Source organism: Bacillus inaquosorum, from assembly GCF_023238325.1.
In the GTDB taxonomy this organism is placed as follows: domain Bacteria; phylum Bacillota; class Bacilli; order Bacillales; family Bacillaceae; genus Bacillus; species Bacillus inaquosorum.
This window is the reverse complement of the sequence record NZ_CP096592.1, coordinates 3,946,957-3,971,720: the sequence shown is the minus strand read 5'-3', so window position 1 is coordinate 3,971,720 and position 24,764 is coordinate 3,946,957. Positions and strand designations below refer to the sequence as shown.

24 protein-coding genes, 1 pseudogene and 1 other annotated feature are annotated in these 24,764 nt (G+C 45.6%); of the genes and pseudogenes, 12 read left to right on the top strand and 13 right to left on the bottom strand.

Translation table 11 applies throughout. The features are described 5' to 3' along the window. Nucleotides 1-57 precede the first annotated feature (57 nt). From licB to licH, 4 genes are read left to right on the top strand one after another with little or no spacing between them, the layout of a single operon-like run. Entirely contained in the window at nt 58-366 is a 309-nt protein-coding gene (gene licB / locus M1M80_RS20140; protein ID WP_003218755.1) for a PTS lichenan transporter subunit IIB, read from the top strand. Nucleotides 367-381: 15 nt separating this feature from the next. Further along, nucleotides 382-1,740, top strand: coding sequence for a PTS lichenan transporter subunit IIC (licC, locus tag M1M80_RS20135; protein ID WP_060399799.1), 1,359 nt, complete (start codon nt 382-384; stop codon nt 1,738-1,740). 18 nt (nt 1,741-1,758) lie between these two features. Then, nucleotides 1,759-2,091 (top strand): PTS lichenan transporter subunit IIA, encoded by a 333-nt coding sequence (gene licA / locus M1M80_RS20130; protein ID WP_019259850.1) that lies wholly within the window; start codon nt 1,759-1,761, stop codon nt 2,089-2,091. Continuing rightward, a complete protein-coding gene (licH, locus tag M1M80_RS20125) occupies nt 2,088-3,416 on the top strand; it encodes a 6-phospho-beta-glucosidase LicH (protein ID WP_060399798.1) in 1,329 nt (442 codons plus the stop codon). Before licA ends, licH begins: the two co-directional genes overlap by 4 nt. Nucleotides 3,417-3,446: 30 nt before the next feature. Here the strand turns inward: licH and M1M80_RS20120 are convergent, their stop codons facing one another. The 7 genes from M1M80_RS20120 to M1M80_RS20090 form a co-directional block, all read right to left on the bottom strand. Continuing rightward, on the bottom strand, nt 3,447-4,538 hold the full coding sequence (locus tag M1M80_RS20120) for a branched-chain amino acid aminotransferase (protein ID WP_104010202.1): 1,092 nt from the start codon (nt 4,536-4,538) through the stop codon (nt 3,447-3,449). 141 nt (nt 4,539-4,679) lie between these two features. Next, nucleotides 4,680-5,438 (bottom strand): SDR family oxidoreductase, encoded by a 759-nt coding sequence (locus M1M80_RS20115; RefSeq protein WP_060399796.1) that lies wholly within the window; start codon nt 5,436-5,438, stop codon nt 4,680-4,682. 86 nt (nt 5,439-5,524) lie between these two features. After that, nucleotides 5,525-6,703 (bottom strand): D-alanyl-lipoteichoic acid biosynthesis protein DltD, encoded by a 1,179-nt coding sequence (gene dltD, locus M1M80_RS20110; RefSeq protein ID WP_060399795.1) that lies wholly within the window; start codon nt 6,701-6,703, stop codon nt 5,525-5,527. Further along, nucleotides 6,703-6,939 (bottom strand): D-alanine--poly(phosphoribitol) ligase subunit DltC, encoded by a 237-nt coding sequence (gene dltC / locus M1M80_RS20105; protein ID WP_003227325.1) that lies wholly within the window; start codon nt 6,937-6,939, stop codon nt 6,703-6,705. Before dltC ends, dltD begins: the two co-directional genes overlap by 1 nt. A 16-nt stretch (nt 6,940-6,955) precedes the next feature. Then, nucleotides 6,956-8,143 (bottom strand): D-alanyl-lipoteichoic acid biosynthesis protein DltB, encoded by a 1,188-nt coding sequence (dltB, locus tag M1M80_RS20100; protein ID WP_060399794.1) that lies wholly within the window; start codon nt 8,141-8,143, stop codon nt 6,956-6,958. Next, nucleotides 8,140-9,651 (bottom strand): D-alanine--poly(phosphoribitol) ligase subunit DltA, encoded by a 1,512-nt coding sequence (dltA, locus tag M1M80_RS20095; RefSeq protein ID WP_060399793.1) that lies wholly within the window; start codon nt 9,649-9,651, stop codon nt 8,140-8,142. Before dltA ends, dltB begins: the two co-directional genes overlap by 4 nt. A 17-nt stretch (nt 9,652-9,668) precedes the next feature. Further along, entirely contained in the window at nt 9,669-9,818 is a 150-nt protein-coding gene (locus tag M1M80_RS20090) for a teichoic acid D-Ala incorporation-associated protein DltX (protein WP_003227330.1), read from the bottom strand. Nucleotides 9,819-9,967: 149 nt separating this feature from the next. Between M1M80_RS20090 and M1M80_RS20085 the strand changes: the two genes are divergently transcribed. From M1M80_RS20085 to M1M80_RS20060, 6 genes are all read left to right on the top strand, one after another. Then, complete coding sequence (locus M1M80_RS20085; RefSeq protein ID WP_060399792.1) at nt 9,968-10,102, top strand: hypothetical protein; 135 nt, start codon at nt 9,968-9,970, stop codon at nt 10,100-10,102. A gap of 159 nt (nt 10,103-10,261) precedes the next feature. Next, nucleotides 10,262-11,197: a 1,4-dihydroxy-2-naphthoate polyprenyltransferase gene (locus tag M1M80_RS20080; protein ID WP_060399791.1), complete on the top strand. Its 936-nt coding sequence runs from the start codon at nt 10,262-10,264 to the stop codon at nt 11,195-11,197. A 142-nt stretch (nt 11,198-11,339) separates the two neighbouring features. Further along, complete coding sequence (gene ywaC, locus M1M80_RS20075) at nt 11,340-11,972, top strand: GTP pyrophosphokinase YwaC (RefSeq protein WP_003222250.1); 633 nt, start codon at nt 11,340-11,342, stop codon at nt 11,970-11,972. Nucleotides 11,973-12,110: 138 nt separating this feature from the next. Next, a complete protein-coding gene (locus M1M80_RS20070; protein WP_060399790.1) occupies nt 12,111-13,325 on the top strand; it encodes an MFS transporter in 1,215 nt (404 codons plus the stop codon). Beyond that, nucleotides 13,312-13,695, top strand: a complete 384-nt coding sequence (locus M1M80_RS20065) for a carboxymuconolactone decarboxylase family protein (protein WP_019259841.1) — start codon at nt 13,312-13,314, stop codon at nt 13,693-13,695. The genes M1M80_RS20070 and M1M80_RS20065 overlap by 14 nt, the downstream gene beginning before the upstream one ends. A gap of 68 nt (nt 13,696-13,763) precedes the next feature. Then, nucleotides 13,764-14,603, top strand: coding sequence for a helix-turn-helix transcriptional regulator (locus M1M80_RS20060; protein WP_080429129.1), 840 nt, complete (start codon nt 13,764-13,766; stop codon nt 14,601-14,603). A 43-nt stretch (nt 14,604-14,646) separates the two neighbouring features. Here M1M80_RS20060 and M1M80_RS20055 read toward each other — a convergent pair whose 3' ends face one another. From M1M80_RS20055 to ywaE, 3 genes and pseudogenes are all read right to left on the bottom strand, one after another. Next, on the bottom strand, nt 14,647-16,014 hold the full coding sequence (locus M1M80_RS20055; RefSeq protein ID WP_060399788.1) for a M28 family metallopeptidase: 1,368 nt from the start codon (nt 16,012-16,014) through the stop codon (nt 14,647-14,649). Between the two features lie 154 nt (nt 16,015-16,168). Beyond that, nucleotides 16,169-17,408: pseudogene (gene tyrS / locus M1M80_RS20050) on the bottom strand (tyrosine--tRNA ligase). 44 nt (nt 17,409-17,452) lie between these two features. Continuing rightward, nucleotides 17,453-17,665: a binding site (T-box leader), on the bottom strand. Next, nucleotides 17,660-18,175 carry a tyrZ transcriptional regulator YwaE gene (ywaE, locus tag M1M80_RS20045; protein ID WP_003236091.1) on the bottom strand — a complete coding sequence of 172 codons (516 nt, stop codon included), beginning with the start codon at nt 18,173-18,175 and terminating at the stop codon, nt 17,660-17,662. It overlaps the preceding feature by 6 nt. Before the next feature lie 150 nt (nt 18,176-18,325). Between ywaE and M1M80_RS20040 the strand changes: the two genes are divergently transcribed. Next, the gene (locus tag M1M80_RS20040; RefSeq protein WP_003236090.1) at nt 18,326-19,039 is read left to right on the top strand and encodes a YwaF family protein; all 714 of its coding nucleotides are present in this window, start codon (nt 18,326-18,328) and stop codon (nt 19,037-19,039) included. A 110-nt stretch (nt 19,040-19,149) separates the two neighbouring features. Continuing rightward, complete coding sequence (locus M1M80_RS20035) at nt 19,150-20,010, top strand: glycosyltransferase family 8 protein (protein WP_003236089.1); 861 nt, start codon at nt 19,150-19,152, stop codon at nt 20,008-20,010. Nucleotides 20,011-20,062: 52 nt separating this feature from the next. On the opposite strand, the gene sacY is transcribed toward M1M80_RS20035, so the two are convergent. The 3 genes from sacY to M1M80_RS20020 all read right to left on the bottom strand — a co-directional run bounded on the left by sacY (nt 20,063) and on the right by M1M80_RS20020 (nt 24,726). Then, the gene (gene sacY, locus M1M80_RS20030; protein WP_019259836.1) at nt 20,063-20,905 is read right to left on the bottom strand and encodes a transcription antiterminator SacY; all 843 of its coding nucleotides are present in this window, start codon (nt 20,903-20,905) and stop codon (nt 20,063-20,065) included. Nucleotides 20,906-20,959: 54 nt separating this feature from the next. Then, on the bottom strand, nt 20,960-22,339 hold the full coding sequence (gene sacX, locus M1M80_RS20025; RefSeq protein WP_060399787.1) for a SacY negative regulator SacX: 1,380 nt from the start codon (nt 22,337-22,339) through the stop codon (nt 20,960-20,962). A 449-nt stretch (nt 22,340-22,788) separates the two neighbouring features. Next, nucleotides 22,789-24,726 (bottom strand): S8 family peptidase, encoded by a 1,938-nt coding sequence (locus M1M80_RS20020; protein WP_060399786.1) that lies wholly within the window; start codon nt 24,724-24,726, stop codon nt 22,789-22,791. Nucleotides 24,727-24,764: the final 38 nt, after the last annotated feature.

Here is a 24,764-nt window from a genome sequence, read left to right as displayed (position 1 = left end):
TGATGATATCAACAACAGGACATGACAAAATTGATCAAACTCTAGGGGGTCTTTTACATGAATATATTACTCGTTTGTGCAGCAGGCATGTCTACTAGCTTACTGGTGAGCAAGATGGAAAAAAGTGCGCAGGAACAAGGAAAAGACTATACCATTTGGGCAGTTTCAGGTGATTCTGTACAAAATCATATTGATAAAGCGGATGTATTGCTTCTCGGCCCGCAAGTCCGTTATATGCTTCCGCAGCTAAAAAAACTAGGAGAGTCAAAGGGGGTTCCGGTAGACGTCATTAATACCGTCCATTATGGCACGTGCAACGGGGCAGAAGTGCTGAAATCGGCTGAACAGCTTGGACATGTGTCATAGAGAGGGGCGGGCTATGTGAATAAAGTCAATCAGATCTTAGAAGAAAAGGTCATGCCTATAGCGGGAAGAATTGCGGGACAGCGCCATTTGCAGGCGCTGCGTGACGGTATCATCCTTACGATGCCGCTGATTATCATCGGTTCCTTTTTCCTCATCATCGGCAACCTCCCGATCCCGGGATACGCTGAGTTTATGGCAAAAACGTTTGGCAGCGCCTGGTCTGAAAAGCTGGCCTACCCAGTTGACGCCACCTTTGAAATTATGGGTCTGGTCGCCGCGTTCGGCATCGCCTACCGGCTCGCCGAGAAATACGGTGTTGATGCCTTGTCGGCCGGAGCTATTTCACTTGCGGCATTTTTGTTAGCGACACCGTATCAAGTGCCGTTTACGCCTGATGGTTCGACGAAAGAGATTATGGTCGGCGGCGGGATTCCGCTTTCACTCATGGGAAGCAAAGGCCTGTTTGTCGCCATGATTATCGCGATGGTGTCCACAGAGATTTACCGCCTCATTATCCAGCGCAATTTGGTCTTCAAAATGCCGGATGGTGTTCCGCCGGCAGTCAGCAAGTCATTTGTCGCGTTAATCCCCGGCTTTGCCGTCATCTTCCTGATTTGGGCAGCCCGGCTGATTGTTGAAGCAACACCGTTTGAAAGCCTTCATAATATTGTAAGCGTTTTACTGGGGACGCCGCTATCCATTCTTGGCGGAAGCCTCGGAGGCAGCCTTGTCGCAGAAGCTGTCAAAATGCTTTTATGGGCCTGCGGCCTTCACGGCGCCAACATTGTCGGCGGCGTCATGGCACCGATTTGGTACGGCGCCATGGATGCCAACCGGATCGCGTTCCAAGCGGGTGAGGAGCTGCCTAAGATTTTCACCCAGCAGTTTTTTGATATCTGGATTAATATCGGCGGAAGCGGAGCCACTTTGGCACTGGTTGTCACGATGTTCCTGCGCGCCCGAAGCAAACAAATGAAGCAGCTCGGAAAGCTTGCGATCGGGCCGGCCATCTTCAATATTAACGAACCGATTATTTTCGGAATGCCGATCGTCATGAACCCGATGCTCTTACTTCCGTTTATCATCACGCCGCTTGTCACAGTGACACTCACATACATCGGAATGAGCACCGGACTTGTTGCTAAACCGGCGGGTATTGCAGTTCCATGGACCATGCCGCCGATCTTTTCAGGCTATCTGGCGACAGGGGGAAAAGTCTCAGGTGCGGTCATGCAAGCCATTAATATCGCCGTATCCTTTGTTGTCTACTACCCGTTCTTTAGAATGTGGGATAAACAGAAGCTGAAAGAAGAAAACGATCTGGAGCTCGTCCAAACGCCTGCAGCATCAGATGACAAAGAAGCGGCTCTGTAGAGAAAGGAAGTGAATCGCGTGAATGAGAAAATGGAGCAAATCATTTTTCAAATTATCCTTCACGGAGGAAACGGAAGGAGCTCTGCAATGGAGGCCATTGCCGCTGCGAAAAGCGGTGACGCAGAAGAAGCGCGGAAAAAGCTTCAAGAGTCAGGAGAAGAATTAACAAAAGCCCATCATTATCAGACAGAGCTGATCCAAAATGAAGCGGGCGGAGAAAAAACGGAAATGACGCTTCTGATGGTGCATGCACAGGATCATTTAATGAATGCGATGACAGTCAAGGATCTGGCGGCGGAGTTCATTGAGTTATATGAAAAAATCACTGAGCAAAGGGGAGCAAGCATATGACAAAAGGATTGAAGATTGTAACGATTGGCGGAGGTTCAAGCTACACGCCAGAGCTTGTGGAAGGGTTCATTAAACGGTATGATGAGCTGCCTGTCCGTGAATTATGGCTCGTCGATATCCCTGAGGGCGAAGAAAAGCTGAATATTGTCGGCACGCTCGCCAAACGGATGGTTGAAAAAGCCGGCGTCCCAATCGACATTCACCTTACGCTCGACCGGAGAAAAGCGCTGAAAGACGCAGACTTTGTCACGACTCAATTCCGCGTCGGGCTTCTGCAGGCAAGAGCCAAGGATGAACGTATCCCATTAAAATATGACGTCATCGGCCAGGAAACGAACGGCCCGGGAGGCCTGTTTAAAGGGTTGCGAACGATTCCGGTCATCCTTGAGATCGCAAAGGATATCGAAGAGCTCTGCCCGAATGCATGGCTCGTCAATTTCACAAACCCTGCCGGCATGGTGACAGAGGCCTTGCTTCGCTACTCTAACCTGAAGAAAGTCGTCGGTCTCTGTAACGTTCCGATCGGCATCAAAATGGGTGTGGCCAAAGCGCTTGACGTAGATGTGAACCGCGTAGAAGTCCAATTCGCCGGATTAAATCACATGGTGTTCGGGCTGGATGTTTTCTTGGACGGCGTAAGTGTGAAGGATCAAGTAATCGAAGCGATGGGTGATCCGAAAAACGCAATGACGATGAAAAACATCTCAGGAGCAGAGTGGGAGCCGGAATTTTTAAAAGCGCTCGATATCATCCCTTGCGGCTACCACCGTTACTACTTCAAAACGAAAGAGATGCTGGAGCACGAACTGGAAGCATCACAAACGGAAGGCACCCGCGCTGAAGTTGTACAGAAGGTCGAAAAAGAGCTGTTCGAACTTTACAAAGATCCGAACCTTGCGATCAAACCGCCGCAGCTGGAAAAACGGGGCGGTGCTTACTACAGCGATGCAGCGTGTAACTTGATCAGCTCCATTTACAATGATAAACACGACATTCAGCCGGTGAACACGGTCAATAACGGCGCAATCGCCAGCATCCCAGACGATTCCGCGGTTGAAGTGAACTGCGTGATGACGAAAAACGGCCCTAAGCCAATAGCTGTCGGCGACTTGCCGGTGTCTGTCCGGGGCCTCGTCCAGCAAATCAAATCCTTTGAGCGTGTCGCGGCAGAAGCGGCGGTCACAGGCGACTATCAAACAGCACTCCTCGCCATGACGATTAACCCGCTCGTTCCATCCGACACTGTGGCCAAACAAATTTTAGACGAAATGATGGAGGCGCACAAAGCGTACCTGCCGCAGTTCTTTAACAAAATTGAAGCGTAAAAAAAGCCGGCCCAGTGGCCGGCTTTTTTCTTATTTGCTTTCAGTCAGCGCTGCAACTTCAGTCGTCCATCCGAATTCATCCGCGACAGTGCCTTTTTGAATGCCTGTAATCGTGTCATATAGTTTTTTTGCGATTTCTCCTGTTTCACCGTTGTTAATCGACAGTGTTTCATCCTGCCAGATCAGCTCACCGACCGGGGAAATAACAGCAGCTGTACCGGTTCCGAAGGCTTCTTCAAGGATGCCGTCTTTATGGGCTTGGATGACCTCATCGATCGCAATTTTCCGTTCTGAAACGGAAAGGCCCCAATGCTTAAGCAAGGCGATGACGGAATTGCGCGTAATGCCTTCCAGGATGCTTCCGTTCAGCATTGGCGTTACAATTTCACCGTTGATTTTGAAGAAGATGTTCATGCTTCCGACTTCTTCGATGTATTTTTTTTCAATCCCGTCCAGCCAGAGTACTTGAGAAAATCCTTTCTCTTCGGCTACCTGCTGCGCTTTTAAGCTTGAAGCGTAATTCCCTGCGGTTTTGGCATTTCCCGTTCCGCCTTTTACCGCACGGACAAATTCACTTTCAACAGCGATTTTGACCGGCTTGATGCCTTCTTTGTAATATGAGCCGACCGGAGAAAGAATGATAAAGAGCTTATACGTATGAGATGCCGCAACACCAAGGAAAGGCTCGGTGGCGATGATGAACGGACGGATATAAAGGGACGTGCCCTCCGCATTCGGAATCCAGTCTTTATCGATCGCGACAAGCTGTTTTAAGCCTTCGAGAACCTGTTCTTCATCGATTTGCGGGATGCAGAGGCGGTTGTTTGATTGATTCAGGCGCTCCATATTTTTTTCCGGCCTGAAAAGCAGGACATGGTCATCCTCTGACACGTAAGCCTTTAACCCTTCAAACACGGTTTGGCCGTAGTGATATACCATTGCCGCTGGGTCCATTGAAATAGATTGATAAGGAATGATTCTTGGGTCGTACCATCCTTTATCCGCCGCGTAGTCCATTACAAACATGTGGTCTGTAAACACTCTTCCGAACGAAAGCTGATTTGGGTCTGGTTTCGGTTTTTTTGTTGATGTCAATTCAACACGAATCGTTTGTTTAGTCATGGTCAATCTCCCTGCTGTTAAATTGTTTATATTATCAAACTTATTTGAAAATAATTTATATTCTATTGTATACCTTCAACAAATATTCGCAATAGGTTTGCTCAAATTTGTAAGAAATTCATAAGAAAAAAGCAGGAGAAATTAATTCTCCTGCGTGTTCATTTGTTCGAACACCCTGTCATAATCGGCGCGAGTGGCATTCCGAAGACCTTCAACACGTTCATTTGTAATCTCTTGTTTGCCTTCTTTCAAGCCGTCCAAGAAATATTGAACATATTCTTCAGCTGAAATGCCCCGGTATGTCAGGCCTTGTTTATCGCGTGATTTTTGGTTTAATCCCGTGTCCACCATAGGCGGCGCCATTTCAATCACTTCCACGCTCGTATCCCGAAGCTGGTGTCTGAGTGTAAGCGAGAACGAGTGAAGCGCCGCTTTTGTTGCGCAGTACACCGGATAAACAGCTAACGGGTTATATGCAAGGCCGGACGTGACCTGAACGATTGCCGCCTCGGGCTGCTTCATCAAATGAGGTGTGAAAAGGGCTGATAAATGGACAGGCGCTTGGAAATTAAGTTCAATTTCATCTCCGTCCACAAAAAGCTCCTCTGTCCCTTTTTTGAAGTCGATTTCCTTTTGAATGCCGGCGTTGTTGACGAGAACATTCAGGTTCGGAAATTCCTTTAGAGCCCATTCAAACAATGCGTCCCGCTGCGAACGGTCTGCAACATCACATTGCTTTGTATGGATGTTTGGGAGCTGCTGCTTCGCTTCTGAAAGCCGCGCTTCGCTGCGTCCGCAAATCACGACTTCATTGCCGAATTCCAGCAGCCGCTTGGCCAGTTCAAGCCCAATGCCTGCGGAACCCCCTGTAATTAAAACCGTATTGCCTGTCATCTTCATTAATGTACACCTCTTACTAGTTGGCTGTGATTCCTTTACTATTTCAAATCTTAGCAGGAAATATGCAGCAGCGTCCTACGAGATGCTCAGGATGAAGTGACTTTTCCGGTTTTATAAAATTCGTCAATTGCTTTATCGACGTACACCCAGCCTTTCCAGCCGATGTGGATGGTATCTTTCATGAAATACGGGTCATATTCATGTCCTGAAAAATCAGCAACCTGGAAGCCCTTCGCTCTAATCTGTTTATTCACTTTTTTGTAATAGTCGGTGCGGCCTTTTTTCGGGAAGCCTGTGTAGTCGTACCATTTTCCGTTAACAGGGATGGTGACAAACATAGGCTCTGCACCCGCATCCTTCAGGATATCAAGCATCATTTCAAAGTCGCCGTATTCCGGTGACACTGCATACGATCTTCCTTTGTTTTTCCCTTTCAGCTTTGGCACTTTCGGCTTCAGCTTTTTATAAACTGGATTGTCGATATGAAAATCGTTAGATCCGGAGTGGCGTTTGCCTGATTGATCTGCGAGTTTATTTAATTCAGACCATGACTTATCCTTTACTGACTGCGAGATATAACGCTTTGGCCCGGATGATTCCATCGCTGAATAATACATGTCTTTCTTTTCCAGCATGCTGTAATAGACTTTTGCCGCCGGCTTCAGCGCGTTTGCTTTCCATGTCTGGCCGTTTACCATTGCTTTGTACAGCTCGGAAAGAATCGCATCGTTTTGCACGGCCTTAAAGCGCAGCATGCGTTTCATCATTTTCTTTTTCACATCAGGGTCGATCTGCTCGTTAAATGCCAAATCTAGCCCTTGCAGCGCAGAATAGTTCGGGGCGAAATGCTGTTCATCAGACCCGCGCTTAATAAACCATTGCGGAGACACGATGAATACGATTTTTTTGCCCTTCAGCTGATCCATATGGGCAGCGAAGTTTAAAGAATGAATCAATGACTGGGACCCGCCTTTGCCGACAAGGTATGGCGTGAACCCCTCATTGTTTACTTGAAAATAATTAGATGGGTGGAACTCGTCCAGCCGGGAAAGCTCAGAAGACCCGTAAATCGGAAGATATGTCGGATCTTTGAGCATTTGATCTTGTAAATAAAGCCCTTGAAACATACTTGGGTTCAAGGCTGTTGCTGACTCTTTCACCCGTTTATCGGTGATGAAGCCTGTCAGCCATGAAGATGGAATTGCGATGGCGCCTGCGAATAGAATAAACGCCAAAATAATTGGACCGAAAAAACGCTTTTTCATTATTTCAACTCAGACAGCTGGTTTACAATGTTGTTAGGCGTATTCCAAACATCCCGGTCAAATTCAGTGATCGGCACTAAAATATCAAAACGGTTTTCAATCGCAAGCAACAATTCTACTGTTCCAAAAGAATCAAGCAAACCTTCTTCAAAAATTTCAATATCAGGATTTTCCTTTACGATGTCATCCTGGCAAACCTCTGCTAAAACGTCTAATACCTCTTGTTTAAAATCCATAGCTTTCTAATCTCCTTTAATGGTGGTGATGAAATAATTTTCCTGAGAAAATATAAAACCCGAAGCAAACGAAGTGGAACGTGATCACAATAGCGAGAACGGTTGTCCAGCGGTTGGACGGCAGCCATTTATATTTCTTATTCCACTTCTCGAAAAAGTTGTAACACGTCATCAGCAAGGCGTGATAGAGGCCGTAGATGATATATTGCGGCGCAAGCCCGTGCCAAACCCCCATCAGCATAAACAGCAGGAAATACCCGATGTTTGAGACAGCCATACGGTTTTTGATCCACTTTTTCTTTGTCATCCAAAATACGAATCTCATAAACACATAATCTCTAAACCAAAATGACAGAGACATATGCCAGCGATTCCAGAAATCTTTAATATTTTTACTGATAAACGGTTTATTAAAGTTTTCCGGTGATTTAATGCCCATGATATAGCTGACCCCGACGGCAAACATCGTGTAGCCGGCGAAATCAAAGAATAAATACATGCTGTAGCCGTACATGTACAGCAGGTTCCCAAGAATCTTATTGTGCGTGATCGCGGGAAGATTCATGATGAAGTACGTATTGATTGCATAGCCGATAATAAACTTGTACAGGAAACCGATAAAGATCTTATGAATCCCTGTATACAATAGGTCGGCGTATTCTTCTTTCGTCCAAGCCTTCTGTTCATCCTTGACGAACCGGCGGTATCTGTCGATCGGACCGGAGGAAATCGTCGGGAAAAACAGGATGAAATACAGTAGGCGGTGCAGCGGCAGCTGTTCCTTCAGCAGACCGTCTCTTGCTTCCATAATCAGCTGAACGCCTTTAAAGGTTAAATACGAAATCCCTAAAAAGCTGATCAGGTTATGTGGCGGGTGATGCGGCTGCGGGTGTGAAAGAAACGGCCATATTTTTGACAAGAATAAAGGCAGAATCGCCGCGATAACAGCTCCGCAAAAGACAAAGCCGCTGTTCGCTTTCTGCCGGTACGCCAGATAGCCGCTGATCAAGAGCACCTGCCATATCGTAAACAGACACAGTGCGATGACCCCATGTAAGTCGTGCGAAAAAATTAAAGCCAATATAATGATAGATATGAACATGTTGTATGCTTGAAATCTTTTTCCGTTCAGGCCGAGAATGATCGTCGGCAGAAGAAGAATGCCAAGCAGTATAAAGAATAAAAACGAGCTGTAAGGCGTCATACAAGAACCTCTTCGCCGATGCGCTTCCGGTCAATTTTGCCGTTGGCCGTCATTTGAATGTGATCCTGATAGATGAATTTTCTCGGGATCATATATGCCGGAAGGGAAGCGGCAAGCTCTTTTTTAATGGCGCTTGTCAGCTGGAACTCCTTCTGGAACTCATGCTCCTCAGGCACAACAGCAGCGATCAGGTACTCGACTGTTCCGTTTGGCTGATACGGAATCACAACAGCAGAACGAACGTACTGAGACTGTCTGACATGGAACTCAATTTCCTCAAGCTCCATTCGGTAGCCGTGAAGTTTAATTTGGAAATCCAAACGTCCCTGGCAGAAAATCTGACCATCTTGGATATAGCCAGCATCGCCAGTCCGGTATGCCCACTGTCCTTCATAAGAGAAAAACGCTTTTTCCGTCAGCTCTGGCTCACCAAGGTAGCCTCGGCTTACGCTCGGCCCTGCAATGACGATTTCTCCTTTTTCTCCATCAGGAAGCGGCTGTCCCTGTTCATCCATAATGAAAATGTTCATATCTGGCTTGGCGAAGCCGACTGGAAGCGATTCGTTGCGGCTGATGACGTCACTTGTAATTTCAACGGATGTGACAGCCACTGTCGCTTCAGTCGGACCATACGTATTAAAGATTTTTGCTTTCGGAAAACGCTCAAGCAGCGCATTTGCCACAGAAACCGGTAGAACCTCTCCGCAAAACATAAATGTGTCTGCATCAGGCAGCAGGTCTTGTGAAAAACCTGGGTCCATCAGGCACATCTGCACAAAGGAAGGCGTTGATGTCCACACATTCAGCCCGGACTTCTTCAGCTCTTCGAATAAGATTTTCGGCTTATTCACAGCATCCTTTGTCACGCAGTGTAAAGTCCCGCCTGATTGAAGGCATGGGTAAAGATCCATGACAGATAAATCAAATGAAAACGGCGCTTGGTTTAAAAATGTTTTTCCTCCGTTGACTGGAAAGTCTGCACAAATCCAGTCTGTGAAGCTTTGAAGATTCGCCGCGGAAATCTGCACGCCTTTTGGATTTCCCGTGCTTCCGGAAGTGTAAATAATATAAAACGTCTCGTGTTCCTTGACCCATTGATCTTGGCTGACAGAGCTGCCTTCGTTTTCCAGCAGTTCTTCTGCTGAAACCGTCTGAATCTGCTGGCTGTCTGTATCAATTGAAAGTCCGGCTGCATGGATCAGCAATTCTGCTCCAGAGCTTTCGATAATTTTCGCAATCCGCTCGGACGGAATGGACAGATCAACCGGAATATAAGGATGTCCCGCTTTGACGCTTCCTAAGAAGGAAACGATCATGCAGGGCTCCATATGGCCGTACACAAGGATAGGAGATTTCTTTTCCCCGGAAATGCGTTTTTGAATCGCGGCAGCCGCTCGGTCAGACTGCTCCCATAATTCCTGATACGTGAGCGACTGGCCTTGAGAGCGGAAGGCATCGGTTTGCGGATAAGATTCCGCATGTGTTTGAATAGCATGTAAAAGTTTCATAGTTATTCTCTCTCCAATTAGAAATCGTTATAAATATATGAACCGGTATTCGCGGTGTGAAAACCATACATAAAAAACAAAACAAGCAGTATCATCAAATAAAATCCTGTATGACATGTCCACTTGACAGCGGGCTTTTCATACAGCTGTTTCATCAATTGCAGCATATCAAAAATTCCCTTCCCGTTTTTTCGACAATCACATGAGTATTTGACGATTAGATGCTCAAAAAGTTTCATTTTTTCCCTAATCTCCCTCAAAATAATATATCGGCGTCTGCTTTTGAAAATGAAACTTTATACCTGCAAGGGCAAGAATGGAAAGTCTCGAGCTGATTTATAATAAAGGAAAACCTACATGGAGTCAAAAGATCTTTTTAACTTTTAAAAAGCATAATGTACTTAAAAAAATTTTTCTGTACCTATTCGTTCGGGTGAAAGCAGAAACCTAATGAAATCGGGGCGGAAAGCGTATAATAAGAAAGAAAACGCCTTCTTGCGGTATCTTGTGAAATGAAGGAGAAGTCATTATGATAGATAAGGAAGCAAAAGGAGTTTTTCAAGCTGCCGGCTGAAAAAAAGTAAGCCTTTTAATAGAAAGGAAGAGGAAGATGAACCAAACAAATAAGGGTGAGGGTCAGACAGCGCCGGAAAAAGAAAGCATGGGGCAGATCCTTTGGCAGTTAACCCGTCCTCATACGTTAACCGCATCGTTTGTGCCTGTGCTGCTCGGAACGGTTTTGGCGATGTTTTATGTGAAGGTTGATCTGCTGCTGTTTCTGGCTATGCTGTTTTCTTGCTTATGGATCCAAATTGCGACGAACTTATTTAATGAATACTACGATTTTAAACGCGGGCTAGATACAGCAGAATCTGTCGGAATCGGAGGTGCGATTGTACGCCACGGAATGAAGCCTAAGACGATTTTGCAATTAGCCCTCGCATCATACGGGATTGCCATTCTGCTTGGTGTCTATATTTGCGCAAGCAGCAGCTGGTGGCTCGCTGTGATCGGCCTTGTCGGCATGGCGATTGGCTACCTGTATACAGGAGGTCCGCTGCCGATTGCATACACGCCGTTCGGTGAGCTATTCTCAGGCATTTGCATGGGTTCAGTGTTTGTGCTGATTTCGTTTTTCATTCAGACAGATAAAATCAATATGCAAAGCATTTTGATTTCGATCCCGATTGCGATTCTTGTCGGCGCGATTAACCTGTCGAACAACATCCGCGATATTGAAGAGGACAAAAAAGGCGGACGCAAAACATTGGCGATTTTGATGGGGCATAAGGGAGCTGTCACTCTCTTAGCTGCGTCGTTTGCTGTCGCTTATATTTGGGTTGTCGGCTTGGTCATTACCGGTGCCGCAAGCCCGTGGCTGTTTGTCGTCTTTTTGAGCGTGCCTAAGCCGGTTCAGGCAGTGAAGGGCTTCGTCCAAAAAGAATTGCCGATGAATATGATTGTCGCAATGAAATCAACAGCCCAAACGAATACATTTTTCGGATTCCTGCTATCGATCGGATTATTGATCAGCTACTTCCGATAAAACCGAAAGACCGCCCGTTTCGTGCGGTCTTTTTTTGTTACATTCGACAGTATTTTGTAAAAAAATTCATAGAACCTTGCACCAGGCAGGCACGTCTAGTACATGGGCAGCGGATAAAGATCCGTTAAAGGAGATGACGAAAATGGATTTATCTGTAACACATATGGACGATTTAAAAACGGTAATGGAAGATTGGAAAAATGAATTATTAGTTTATAAATTTGCGCTCGATGCGCTGGATACAAAGTTCTCGATTATCAGCCAGGAATATAACCTCATTCACGGACACAACCCGATTGAACATACGAAATCCCGTGTCAAAAGCTTTGAAAGCATCGTGAATAAATTAATGAGAAAGGGCTGTGAGATTACGACAAAGGAAATGAAGGAGCACATCAACGACATTGCCGGTGTGCGCATCATTTGTTCCTTTATTTCTGATATTTATAATGTCGTTAACGTCTTAAAGCAGCATGAAGATTTGAGAATCGTAAAGGTGAAGGATTATATTCAGACGCCAAAACCGAACGGCTACCGAAGCCTGCATTTAATCATTGAGATGCCTGTGAATTTAACGAACCGTGTGGAATACGTCAAAGCAGAAATTCAAATCAGGACGATCGCGATGGATTTCTGGGCGAGCCTTGAACATAAAATTTACTATAAATTAAACAATGACGTTCCTAAGCAATTAACAGATGAGCTAAAGGAAGCCGCGGAGATCGCCCATTATTTAGATGAGAAAATGCTTGGGATTAAGAAAGAAGTGGATTGATGAACGTTATATTTTACAAAAGCGAAGCCTGACAAGGTTTCGCTTTTTTGCTTTGCTAGTACTTTCTATACCAGTATAAACTCACTTCTGTTTCTATGATTGCACCTGCTTTATCATGCATGAAGAAAGGAGGCAAACATGAAACATTCCATTTCATTATCGAGAGGTTTGATCTTTCTGATGGCGGTGACTAGCGGGTTTACTGTCGCTAATGTCTATTTCAATCAAACATTGCTTGTCAGCATGGCAGGCACGTTTCATGTGACAGCGGCACAAGCTGGGATGATTGCTACATTGGCGCAGATCGGCTATGCAGCGGGGAATCTGCTGCTTGTTCCATTGGGAGATCTATTTGAACGCCGCCGCTTCATTGTGGGCCTGCTGTTCTTAGTGGGGGTTTGCTCAGCCGCTTCAGCGTTAGCTGTAAGCTTTTCATGGCTGGTCATCACAAATTTATTGCTGGGGTTCTTCACGATTATTCCTCAAATCCTTGTGCCGTTTGCGGCAGGTTTAGCAAATGACAAGAATAGAGGAAAAGTACTCGGAAACGTAGCTATCGGCTTGGTTTGCGGAATATTAGGTGCGAGAGTGGTCAGCGGGGCGATAGATGCCCAATATGGCTGGCGTGTGATGTATTGGCTTGCCTGTGCAGCAGCCGTCATCATTATGCTGATCATTCGCTTCTGCTTTCCGAAAAGCAAAGGGACACATGCCGTTGGTTATGGAAAACTCATTTCTTCATTATTTCCGCTTTTGATCAAGGAGAAAGCATTAAGAAAAGCATGTGTAAACCAAGGCTTCATGTTCGGCGCCTTCAGTTTATTTTGGACGACGTTAGTGTTTATGGTGAGTGAACCGCCATTCTCGTTTGGCAGCCAGACTGCCGGAACAATCGGTTTGGTGGGGATTGGCGGGGCTTTTGCGACTCCTCTGATCGGCCGGATTATTGATCAAAAAGGAGCGGCTTTTGCCAACAAGCTTTGTATGTCTTTTACCTTATTGTCATTTGTATTGTTAATGGCGGGCCGGACCTCAATGCTTGTGATTGTGCTGGGCGCTTTATTCATCACTATGGGCATTCAGGCGAACCAGGTGGCATGTCAGGCGGAGATTTTCCAGTTGTCCGCTGATATGAGAAGCAGATTGAATGGCATCTTTATGGTCAGCACGTTTTTAGGCGGCGCCTTGGGGTCGTATGCAGGCGGTGCAGTCTGGATGCTGTTTCATTGGAACGGCGTTTGTATTCTAGGGATGATCATGATTGGTATTGCCTTCAGTTCAAGGGTTACCATAAATCGAGCTGCTAAACAAAGCGATATCAGAAGGGAGATAGAAGCTGGTGCAAACAAGTGAACATTATAAAAAAGGGTTAGATATTCTAAAACAAATTGATGAGGAGAACTATGAAGCGATCGTAGACAGTTTTAAACAATCCATCGCTCCGGACCTTGGTGTGCTTGCTGTGGAGTTTAATTACGGACAGATTTTTTCAAGACCGGGCCTTGATCTGAAATCCAGATTATTAGCAACAGTTGCCGGATTGACTGCATTGGGCAATACGCAACAGTTAAAATTCTATATTAACGGAGCCCTAAATGTCGGATGGACACAAGAAGAACTCATAGAAGTGATGATGCAGATGATTATTTACTCAGGATTCCCGAATGCGCTGAATACCATTTTGCCTGTGGCTGCGGAAGTATTTGCAGAACGAAACAAATAATATAAAAACCTTCTCCTTTTTTATGTAGAATACAAATAGGAAATTCTATGCAGGAGGAGAGTGTGTATGTGGACGGTATGGCAGAAAAACGGAAAGAACTTGGTGAATTTTTAAAATTAAAAAGGGCGCAGCTTTCTCCGCAAGAATTCGGATTGCCTTTAGGCACCAGAAGGAAAACGACAGGCTTAAGAAGAGAGGAAATGGCCCAGCTGGCCGGTATCGGTGTCACATGGTACACATGGCTGGAGCAGGGAAGGGATATTCGGGTATCGACACAGGTACTGGAAAGCATATCAAGAGTGCTCAAATTGAATTACGAGGAAAAACGCCATGTCTTTCTGTTGGCAGGACATCATGTTCTTTTAGATGATCAGGATGAGGAAAACAAGAGCCTTCCTCTGGCTGTGCGGCACTTTATTGATCATTTAACCAATTGCCCTGTTTATGTGACTGACGAAAAGTGGGACGTTATTGCTTGGAACACGGCGGCGTGTGCTGTGTTCGGCGATTTTGGCCAAATGGGCAGAAAGGAAGGGAACGCCATATGGCGATGTTTCACGTCGAAAGAGTACCGGAATCTGCTGGACGACTGGGAAAGCCACGCCAAAAAACTCATCGCACAATTTCGATCGACAGCCAGCCGCTTTCTCGGGGAAGCATGGATAAAAGAGCTGATCGATGAGTTAACTGAAGTAAGTCCAGAATTTAAAAAATGGTGGAACCACCACGAAGTGTTAGGCACACACGCAGGAGAAAAAGTGCTTCATCACCCGGCAGCGGGCACAATGGTGATGGAGCATATGACATTGCAAATTTATGACTCACCGGATTTGAAACTGACCATTTATCGGCCGTTAGAGAAAGAAAATACGGCAGATAAACTGAAAGCTTTACTTATAGACAGCTAAATAGCTCATTACCTTAAAAAGACGGCATCAAGTGCCGTCTTTCTTATTTAATATCTTCATAAATGTCAGAGGCTTTGGCCTTCATTTGTTTCTTATTGGTTTTCGGTTTCTTCTCTTTTTTCACAGCTTGATAGACAGCGGCTGTCACAAGATCGCCCGCCTGCTGGAGGCGTTCTTTGCTGATATGCTCGATCGAGTCTTCAGGAGTATGATACCAAGGCTCAACCTCTTCGGTTTCCGGGTCTCCCCAAATAAAGTTGGCGGAATCAATGCCGGCTTCGTGGAACGGCACATGATCAGATGATCCTCCCTGTGTCAGAGACAGGCTGTCAAACCCAATTTTATCAGCGGCCGTATGGCTGGATTCCCAAACAGCGTTAGATTGGCCGTCCAATGTGTTGACATACAGCTCAGACGCATTCTCCCAGCTTGTGCCTACCATGTCTAAGTTAAAGTTCACTTCACTTCGTTTCAGCTCTTTTTCCGATAGATGTTCTACATAATGAGAGGAGCCGAGCAGGCCGAGCTCTTCAGCGCCGAAAGCGATAAAGCGGATTTCTTTGTCAGAAGGAATGCTTTTTAGAACGCGCGCCATTTCCAGCATGACAGAGGTTCCTGAGCCGTTGTCATTTGCTCCGGGCGAAAAAGGAACACTGTCGTAATGGGCCGTCACGTACACAATGTCTGGATGTTTGATGTTCTTTGGTTTTTTGATACCAATGATGTTCTGGGAGGTTTGGTTTGCGAATGCGTTTAGTTTTAAGGTGGCTTCTTTTTGCTGGGTAAGGGCTTCACCGTCTTCTTTCTTAATTCCAACGACAGGAATGCCGGCTTTATTTCCCGACAGGTTTGGCGTCACAGGCACGAGGCTTTCTTTGTTGTTATAAATGATGACAGCCTTCGCTCCGGCGTCTTCGGCGTTCTTGGCTTTCTCGTAAAATGTCAGATCTCCTCTGGCAATCAAGGCGATTTTGCCCTTGGCGTCAGCGGTGAAGTCCTTTGGATAACCTAAGCCGGCATTGTAAAGCGGAGCCGTCAGCCCTTTTTCCTCAGTCGGGGCTGAGCCGGATGCCGCCCGGAGAAGAATGTCGCGTCCTTCTGAAGACAGCGTTCCCTCAAGCCGGTCAGGGATACCGAATCGTTGAACCTTCACATCAAGCTTTAATTTTCTCAAGGTTGAGGCGATCAATAAGGCACTCTTTTTTTCAGCGGCAGTTCCGGCTATTCTGGGGCCGATTGCTTCACTGAGCTGAGAAATGGTGGAATACGCACGCTTTCCTTTGAATGGGAGCTCTCGCTCGCTATCTGATATTTGAACAGCGCGGGCGGCAGGGGTGACACTCTGTGCCGGCAAGAGAACCGTTCCGGCAGTTAAAACAGCCATCGTTATTACAGTCAAAAGCTTTTTCATCGAAAATAAACCTCCCCTAATGTATGGATGAGGATTATTTCGGGATGCTAAAGGTATTTCCTGCAAAATGGAGAGCGTTTTTGAAAAGACAGTGCTTTATACCTGCAAAAAAACGCTTATGAATGAAGGGTCATAAGCGTTTCTGGATATTAGATTATTGAAGTTTTAAAAACTTGCGTTTGCCGACTTGGATGATCATATTTTCCTTTACCTCTGCATCAGCATGGATATCTGTTATTTTCTCTCCGTTGATTCGGACACCGCCGTTTTGAATCATGCGGCGCGCTTCGCTCTTCGAAGAGAGAAGCTTCAATGTGACGAGCAGATCGACAACCGCTGGCGCTTTCTCGCCTTCCCATTTCACAGCCGGAATATCCTCAGGCAGGCTGTTTTCCTGAAAGACTGTTTTAAACGAGTGTTCGGCAGCTTCAGCGGCTTCTGCTCCGTGATACATTCGGACAATCGTTTTGGCTAAAAGCATTTTGGCATCCCTTGGATGAACGGCGCCGGTTTCTAAGTCTTTCACAAGCTGTTTTTTTCTCTTCAAGCTCTAAGTCCGTTGCCAAATGAATGTATTTTTTCATGAGGCTGTCGGGCAGTGACATTGTTTTTCCGTACATGTCGTTTGGATGTTCGTCAATGCCGATGTAGTTGTGTTTTGACTTCGACATTTTTTCAACGCCGTCCAAGCCTTCCAAGAGCGGCATAAGGATGACAACTTGTTTTTCTTTGTCGTATCGTTCTTGGAAATGCCGTCCCATCAGCACATTGAAATGCTGATCTGTTCCGCCTAATTCAATATCGCTTTCGAGAACAACGGAATCGTATCCCTGCATCAGCGGGTAAAAGAATTCATGGAGTGAGATCGGTTTTTGCATGGCGATGCGTTCTTCAAAGTCGTCGCGCTCCATCAGGCGGGCTACCGTTATTTTGCCTGCCAATTCAATGACATCCTCCAGATTCAATGTTTTCAGCCATTTCGAGTTGTAGTGAAGCTCGACTTTTTCTTGATCAAGCACTTTTCCGAATTGCTGAAAGTATGTTTTGGCGTTGTGCTGAACTTCTTCATCAGTCAGCTGCTTTCTGGCTGCTGATTTTCCGGTCGGATCCCCGATTTTTCCTGTGAAATCCCCAATTAACAGCTGAACAATGTGGCCGTTTTCTTGAAATTGGCGAAGCTTGTTTAACACAACTGTATGGCCCAAATGCACATCTGGTGCAGATGGATCTAATCCGAGCTTAATTTTAAGCGGTGTGCCTGTGGAAATCGATTTAACGAGCTTCGCCTTTAATTCCTCGGGCGGTATGACCTCATGGGCGCCTGTCATGTATAACTGAAGCTGTCTTTCGACTTCTTTTTGCTGTGCAGCTGTAAGCTGATCAAATATTTTCATCGTTCATCCTCCTTTTTTAGAAACACAAAAAAGAGCCCATCCCGATAAGGGACGTGGCTCAATGCACGCGGTACCACCCTGGTTGAAGACATCGTCTTCCGCTCATTCGAATAACGGTTTTCCGTTCTTTGCTACTAAGGTTCACAAAGAAAGCTCGGGGAGGTAATTCACGTTTGCCTGTGTGCCGGCTCGCACCTTCCGCCGGCTCTCTGAAACAGGGAGACAAACCGCTACTGGATTCCCGTCAAAGCTTATGTGGTATGAAGATTGTCAGCTACCTTTCTAAGCAGCTCTGTCAGTGTTTTCTGTTCGTCCTTCGTCATTCCCGCAATGAGCTCTGCTTCCCCTTTGTGAAACTCCGGGTAGAGTTCTTCGATCGCTTGTTTGCCGGAATCGGTGATGGAGACAAACACGAGTCGTCGATCTCTTGTGTCGATGCTTTTACGGCAAAAACTCTTTTTTTCGAGCGTTTTGATCACGTTGCTTGCTGTAGCTGTTGAAATGCCTGACAGTTCAGCAATTTTTCTCGTTTCGAGCTTCCCCCATACCCATAGATCATAAAGAATGGAGAAAGCGGTCCAAGAAAGTTTATAAGAAGAAAGAACCTCAGTCTCCATTTTGACACGGAGCTTTTGCGCAGACCGATACAGGTTCGTCGCAATCGATATGGCTTCCAGGTTCAGTGACTCAACGGGCATTTGTTTAAGCTTAGAAAGTGTGTCATGTTCTTCTTTCCGAAGCTGCTGATGTTGATAGGAACGTTCCATTTTTTAGGCCTGCCTTAAATTTTCAGAATCATTAGCTATGAAATGAATTTTAACAGAGTTTGGTTTGAACTTCAAGCCAATATATCGGTTGAATAAAAAACGCCGCAAGAACCCCAAAATAAAGAAAAGACCACAAACGGGGGTGCAATCTTGCAAAAATATGTTCAATCCGTCTATAAACATGATCCGTTTCACCTTTTTTCAGCAGAGCATGTGGTGACGTTAGCGATTATCGCTCTTTTGGCCATTCTGTTGTTTCTGTTCCGCAAGGCGGTCAAGCGGCCTAATGTCAGCCGGTTTCTGCGCTATTTGTTTGTATTTCTGTTGCTTGGTTCGCAAATCGGCTATCAAATATGGATGATTGCCACGGGCAGGTGGTCGGTGCGCACTTCATTGCCTCTCCAGCTTAGTGACCTGTCGGTGTATTTGTCAGCCATCATGCTGGTGACCAAAAGCAGGAGGCTGTTTGTATTTTTATATTTTGTCGGCATCGGCAGCTCGATTCAGGCTCTTTTGACACCTGACCTCGGTATGTTTTCATTTCCGCATGTGCGATATATCCTCTTTTTTATTTCGCATGGGTCTGTGTTTTTATCCTGCCTGCTGATGGCGGTGGTCGGCACTTACAGAATGGGCCAGCGCTCATTATGGGTGACCGTCCTGATTGTCAATGTGTACGGAGTCTGCATTTATCTGCTTGACCGCTGGATTGGCGCGAATTACATGTATTTGACGAAAAAACCGGGCGGTTCTTCTCTCCTGGATGTTCTCGGGCCGTGGCCGTGGTATATCGCTTCGGCTGAAGCCATTACGATCGCAAGCTTTTTTGTCCTTTATTGGCTATATCGCATGTTCAAAAAGTGACACCTTTTTTGTTGTATAGCACATTCTGTCTAAAAAAATATTGAAGAATAGTGTTTAATTTTCTGAAATCGGGAATGTAACTTGTACAACACAAAGGGAGATGAATACCATTGAAGAAAGATGAAATTATGCATATCGTGTCATGCGCAGATGATAATTATGCTCGTCATTTAGGTGGGATGTTCGTTTCTTTATTGACAAATATGGATCGGGAGAGAGAGATAAAATTATACGTCATTGATGGTGGAATTAAGCCTGATAACAAAAGAAGACTGGAAGAAACCACATTGAAATTCGGCGTCCCGATTGAATTTTTAGAAGTGGATACCAATATGTATGAACATGCGGTAGAGAGCAGCCATATTACAAAAGCGGCGTATTACCGCATTTCGATTCCTGACTTAATTAAGGATGAGAGCATCAAACGAATGATTTATATCGACTGTGATGCGATTATCCTTGAGGATATTTCGAAACTGTGGGACTTGGATATTGCGCCATATACGGTTGCTGCTGTTGAGGATGCGGGGCAGCATGAACGCCTGAAAGAAATGAATGTCAGTGATACAGGGAAGTATTTTAACTCAGGTATCATGATTATTGATTTTGAACCTTGGAGAAAGCAAAACATCACAGAAAAAGTCATCAACTTTATCAATGAAAACCCGTCTGAAGACTTTCTTGTGCTGCACGATCAAGATGCACTGAATGCGATCTTGTATGATCAGTGGTATGAACTTCATCCGCGCTGGAACGCTCAAACCTATATCATATTAAAACAAAAAACGCCTGCGACGCTGTTAGGTCAGAAACTTTATAGAGAAACGAGAGAAAACCCGGCCATTGTCCACTTCTGCGGCGGAGAAAAGCCTTGGAATTCCAATACGAAACACCCGTATCGCGATCAGTATTTCCATTACATGTCGTATACGAAGTGGAATACAATCAGCAATCCGGCGATCAACCAATAAATCGGATATAAAAAACGCTTTTGATCAGCTCAAAAGCGTTTTTTTGTTTGCCTCAGCGTGCGACTGACCGTTGGTAAAACCGCTGAATATGCATGGCGATATAGCACAATTCTTTCTCAGGAAACTCAAAGCCGTATTCCTTCTTCACAAATGTGCCGATGCTTAGGGCACACAGGAAGGCATCCTTAAACTTCTCTTTAATAATGTCGATCATTTCTGCATCCAGCTCGTAAATGGATTCACCCGCTTTGATATGCTGAATGGCAAAGCGGAGATGGGTCACAAGCCGTTCATAAGAAATGGTATCTTCAACAATATTGATTGACAGCTGAATTTCAATAATCTCGATAATATCACGGATCATTGTTGTAATATCAAGCGTCTGTGTCATATCACCGGCATTGTTTCTTGCTGTGTGGATATGCATGGCAATATTGCCGATTTCATCATCAGGAATGTGAATCCCAAGTTTATCTTTAATTAGCGTTCTGGCCCACAAGCCGATCTGGAATTCCTTCGGATAAAGAACTTTGATCTCATTCAGCAGCGGATTTTTGATGACCATTCCATTGCTCAGGCGTTCGATCGCAAAGGAAAGATGGTCTGAAAAAGCGACGTGAATGCGCTCGTTGATTTTGATGTTCAGCTCTTTTTCGGCATGGGAGATAATTTGCTCGGAAATCTGAATATGGTCTTCCGGCAATGTTTCTAAAATCTCTTCGAACTGCTTATAGTCAGGTGTATCTTTTCTGACAAAGGTTTTTTCTATTTTTGACGGATCGACAATATCATTCTTCTTTTTATCGAACGCAATTCCTGCACCTAAGAGAATCTTCTCTTCATTTTGATCCTTTACGACGATAGCATTATGATTTAAGATTCTTTTAATTTTCATAGCTTTTTTTGTCCTTTCATCCCCCGTTTTATGAATGAAAACGAATAAATCCAGTTATTCTGTCTCTTCTTTAAACCCGAGAAACAATGTAGCTATAAAAGCAGAGACGGCCGCGATCAAAAAACCGATCATATAATGAACAAAATTAGCTGCGCCGAACGGCAGCACGATTGAAATCATCGGAATGCCTGTCAGTCCGTAGGAATTCGACACGACATGTACCGCAACCATGTATGCTCCGCCAATAGCGCCGCCGATGGCAGCTCCGATAAAGGGGCGGATCAGTTTGACATTTACTCCGAATACAATCGGCTCCACAATGCCTAAAAACGCGGTCAGGGAGGCAGGGAGCGCAATTTTCTTCAGGCTTGATTGTTTCGTTTTGAAGAAAACCGCAAGCCCCGCTCCGCCTTGGGCCACATTCGCCATCGACCATATCGGCACTAAAAAGTTCACTCCTACATGCGGATCAGCAAGCAGCGTTGCCTCTATCGCATAAAAGCTATGATGCAAGCCAGATAGAACGATGGTGGAGTAGATGCCGCCGAACAGGGCTCCGGCGGCAATGCCGGCGTGATCGTAAATATAGACAATCGACTGTGTCATGATCTGGCCGATGATAGACGCGGCGGGATTCATCACAATCAGCGCGAGGCACCCTGTCATCATAACCGTAATAAAAGGAATGATGACGACATCGAGCGACTTCGGCACAATCGATTTTAACAGCTTCTCGATTTGGCTCATGACATAAACGGAGAGAAGAATCGGGATAATGGAGCCCTGATAGCCCATCATTGGTATATGCAGCCCCCAGATGTCTAAGGAAGCGGGGGTTTTACTGCCGAGCATAGACGGGTCCAGCAGATCAGGATGCGTCAGGAGCCCTGCTATCACTGCCCCTAAATATGGGTTGCTGCCAAATTGCCGTGCGGCACTGAAGCCGACCAAAATCGGCAGCAAAATAAAGGCTGTACTGGACACGAGGTCGAGCACTTTGATCCACGGGCTGTCAGCTGCGAACCAGTGAAACACCTTAATCATTCCGATCAGCCCCATGAGCAGGCCGCTTGCTGTTATTGCCGGGATAATCGGCACAAAAATATCGGACAGTGTTTTTGCAAATGCTGCGACAGGGTTCAGCTTCCGGCTGGCCTTTTTCTGTTGAACAGACTCTTCAGAAGGCGCGGCCTCCCACACGTGAACGACTTCTTTATATATTTTGTTGACGATGCCTGCTCCGAAGATAATCTGGAATAGCCCATATCGGAAAAAGGTGCCCTGTACACCTTGCAGATTTTCTATGGCATGTATATCGATTTTCGTCTCGTCTTTTACCTCAAAACGAAGACGGGTCGTACAATGACTGATGCTGATAATATTGCTTTTTCCTCCTGCGAGGAGCAATAATTCTTTTGCAATCTCTTTTTGCAAGCAATCAAAACCTCCTTTGCTGAAGAAAAGTCGGCTTGTTCATCGTATCAAATGAAAAGTTGACAATCAAAATGAAAAAGTGAGAAATACCGGCTGATAATGACAAAACGTGCAGGGACAACAAAAAATGCCCGCGTCGGTGACGGAGCATGAAAATAGGGATTGTCCATGGCGCCGTTATAAGCCCAACACGAAAAGAAGAGTTAAAATGTCCTGATTTTTTTGGACACTAATACTCCCTTTGCATCATTGGGTTTTGCCTGCCTGACCAGTCACAATCCCGCCATATGTGGTGATAACTGTAATAACGTTCATTTTATGCTGTTCATGGCTGGATAGCAATAGTATGAAAAGCCTGTGCGGTGAATGGGAAAAAGGTTGTGCGTGGTGTTTTTAGGGATGTAAAAAAGCCTGTAAGACTTAGAATACAAGTTTTACAGGCTTTTTGGTTACTTTTTCGGTTTGACGGCATTCAGCCGTTTTTGCAGCTTTGTTTTTTCATTGGATGCTTGTAATTGATTCACTGCAGACTGAGCGGATGCCTTTGATTGTTTTGTTTTGTCTTTTTCCGCTTTCTTCACTTTGGCTTTGGCAGTTTCGACTTTTTTTGCTTCGGCTGCCGCTGCTTTTTTCTTCACTTTGTCTAACCGTTTTTGCAAGGACGTTTTGTCTTTGCCTGATTGAAGCTGATTGACTGCCGATTGTGCTTTTGTCGCATTTGCATTAGTTGATTTCTTTTCTGCTGCTGCGACTGATTGCTGCGCCGTTTTCAAATTGGTGCTTTTCACTTTGGTAAGGCGCTTCTGCAGGGACGTTTTTTCTGCACCTGCCGGCAGCTTGCTGACTGCTGATTGGGCGCTGTCAACATCTGTTTTCTTTTTGCTTTTTTCCGCTTTCGCCACTTTCTCTTTCGCTTGCTTTGATGCAATATAGCGTTTTACTTGGTCTAAGCGTTTTTGCAGGTTCTTTTTGTCTGTTCCGTTCGGCAGCTTGTTGATGGCAGCTTGGGCTGTATCGACGGTTTGCTGTGTTTTATACTTTTCTGCCTTTACGACTTTGTCTTTCGCATCTTTTACATTTCTGTTTGACTGTATTTTATCCAGTCTTTTTTGCAGGGCTGTTTTGGCGTCAGAATTCGGCAGCTGGCTGACGAGTTCTCTCGCTTTGTTGATATCGGTTTGTGTTTTTGTCTTTTCCGCTTTTTTTACCGCTTGCTCTGCCGCCGCGTACGCTGAATCTGTTGCCTTCGCTTTATACTGGATGAAGCCGTAGCCAAATTGCTGATCGCGGCCTGTTGTTCCAAGATCAACGATATTTTTCTGCATATCTGCACGAAGCTGCACGTTTGTCTCGGCAGGATCACGCTGTTTTAACAAAGCAAACATGGCAGCGGCGTGCGGTGTCGCTTGGGATGTTCCGCTTCCTGTCGCATAAAATTGGTTTAAGTAAGTGCTCGTGATGTTTGTTCCCGGCGCTGAAAATTCAACTTCATCTCCAGTTGTTGAGAAGGAGGCAAGCTGATTCTTTTCGTTTGTTGCTGAAACCGCAACGACGCTGCTGTATGCCGCCGGATAGTTCACTGGCTTGCCGTTCCCATCGTTCCCGCTGGCGGCAACAAGCAGAACGCCTTGTTCATAAGCTTTGTCCATGGCGTCATGAAGGATTTGGCTGTCTGACGTCGTGCCAAGGCTCATATTGACGATGTCCATCCCGTTTGCGATCGACCAGTCAATTCCTTGGAGAAGACCTTGAAGATCCCCCGAGCCGTTCTGATCAAGCGCTTTAACCGCGTATATTTGTGCTTCCGGTGCGATGCCGTCAATTCCGTAGCCGTTATGCTTGGCTCCGATAATCCCTGCGACATGTGTTCCGTGGCCGTTATCATCTTTGTAAGAAGAGGTGTAACTGACAGCTGAAAACCCGCCGGCAATCGACAGGTCATCGTGGGGGGAGATCCCGCTGTCAATGACTGCAATTTTGACATCTTTACCTGTCAGTCCTGCCTTCCAAGCCTGTTTCACCTGAATGGGCTCAAGGTTCCACTGCTCGAAGTTGTCAGAGGTGTCAGTGCCGTCTGACAGCACTTTGAAATCCGTGCTGCCTGCTGCGGTGAAGGAGACATTGTTTTCGACATACAAAATATCAGGATCCTGTTTTAATTCTTTCACTGTCTCCTGATCTGCTGTGACCGCTACCGCCGGCAGATGCTTATACTGTTGTTCAACCTCAGCATCGCTGTCCAGAACGGTTTCCTTGCCGGCTTTGTTTTTATAAACCACAATAACCTCTTTCTCGCTGCTGTTTTGCGCATGAGCGAGAGGGCCTATGGCGAGAAAACTGAAAAACAGAGTGGCTGATACAATGAGTTTGCAAGACATGTTTTTCATGGTTCATCTCCTTTTTTCTATGATGTTTGATATATATA

What these genes read in the sequence shown, in the direction of transcription:
- licB (WP_003218755.1), top strand. Translation starts at nt 58, where the DNA reads ATGAATATATTACTCGTTTGTGCAGCAGGCATGTCTACTAGCTTACTG.
- licH (WP_060399798.1), top strand. Translation starts at nt 2,088, where the DNA reads ATGACAAAAGGATTGAAGATTGTAACGATTGGCGGAGGTTCAAGCTAC.
- M1M80_RS20120 (WP_104010202.1), bottom strand. Translation starts at nt 4,538, where the DNA reads ATGACTAAACAAACGATTCGTGTTGAATTGACATCAACAAAAAAACCG.
- M1M80_RS20115 (WP_060399796.1), bottom strand. Translation starts at nt 5,438, where the DNA reads ATGAAGATGACAGGCAATACGGTTTTAATTACAGGGGGTTCCGCAGGC.
- dltD (WP_060399795.1), bottom strand. Translation starts at nt 6,703, where the DNA reads ATGAAAAAGCGTTTTTTCGGTCCAATTATTTTGGCGTTTATTCTATTC.
- dltC (WP_003227325.1), bottom strand. Translation starts at nt 6,939, where the DNA reads ATGGATTTTAAACAAGAGGTATTAGACGTTTTAGCAGAGGTTTGCCAG.
- dltB (WP_060399794.1), bottom strand. Translation starts at nt 8,143, where the DNA reads ATGACGCCTTACAGCTCGTTTTTATTCTTTATACTGCTTGGCATTCTT.
- dltA (WP_060399793.1), bottom strand. Translation starts at nt 9,651, where the DNA reads ATGAAACTTTTACATGCTATTCAAACACATGCGGAATCTTATCCGCAA.
- M1M80_RS20090 (WP_003227330.1), bottom strand. Translation starts at nt 9,818, where the DNA reads ATGCTGCAATTGATGAAACAGCTGTATGAAAAGCCCGCTGTCAAGTGG.
- M1M80_RS20085 (WP_060399792.1), top strand. Translation starts at nt 9,968, where the DNA reads ATGGAAAGTCTCGAGCTGATTTATAATAAAGGAAAACCTACATGGAGT.
- M1M80_RS20080 (WP_060399791.1), top strand. Translation starts at nt 10,262, where the DNA reads ATGAACCAAACAAATAAGGGTGAGGGTCAGACAGCGCCGGAAAAAGAA.
- ywaC (WP_003222250.1), top strand. Translation starts at nt 11,340, where the DNA reads ATGGATTTATCTGTAACACATATGGACGATTTAAAAACGGTAATGGAA.
- M1M80_RS20070 (WP_060399790.1), top strand. Translation starts at nt 12,111, where the DNA reads ATGAAACATTCCATTTCATTATCGAGAGGTTTGATCTTTCTGATGGCG.
- M1M80_RS20055 (WP_060399788.1), bottom strand. Translation starts at nt 16,014, where the DNA reads ATGAAAAAGCTTTTGACTGTAATAACGATGGCTGTTTTAACTGCCGGA.
- ywaE (WP_003236091.1), bottom strand. Translation starts at nt 18,175, where the DNA reads ATGGAACGTTCCTATCAACATCAGCAGCTTCGGAAAGAAGAACATGAC.
- sacY (WP_019259836.1), bottom strand. Translation starts at nt 20,905, where the DNA reads ATGAAAATTAAAAGAATCTTAAATCATAATGCTATCGTCGTAAAGGAT.
- M1M80_RS20020 (WP_060399786.1), bottom strand. Translation starts at nt 24,726, where the DNA reads ATGAAAAACATGTCTTGCAAACTCATTGTATCAGCCACTCTGTTTTTC.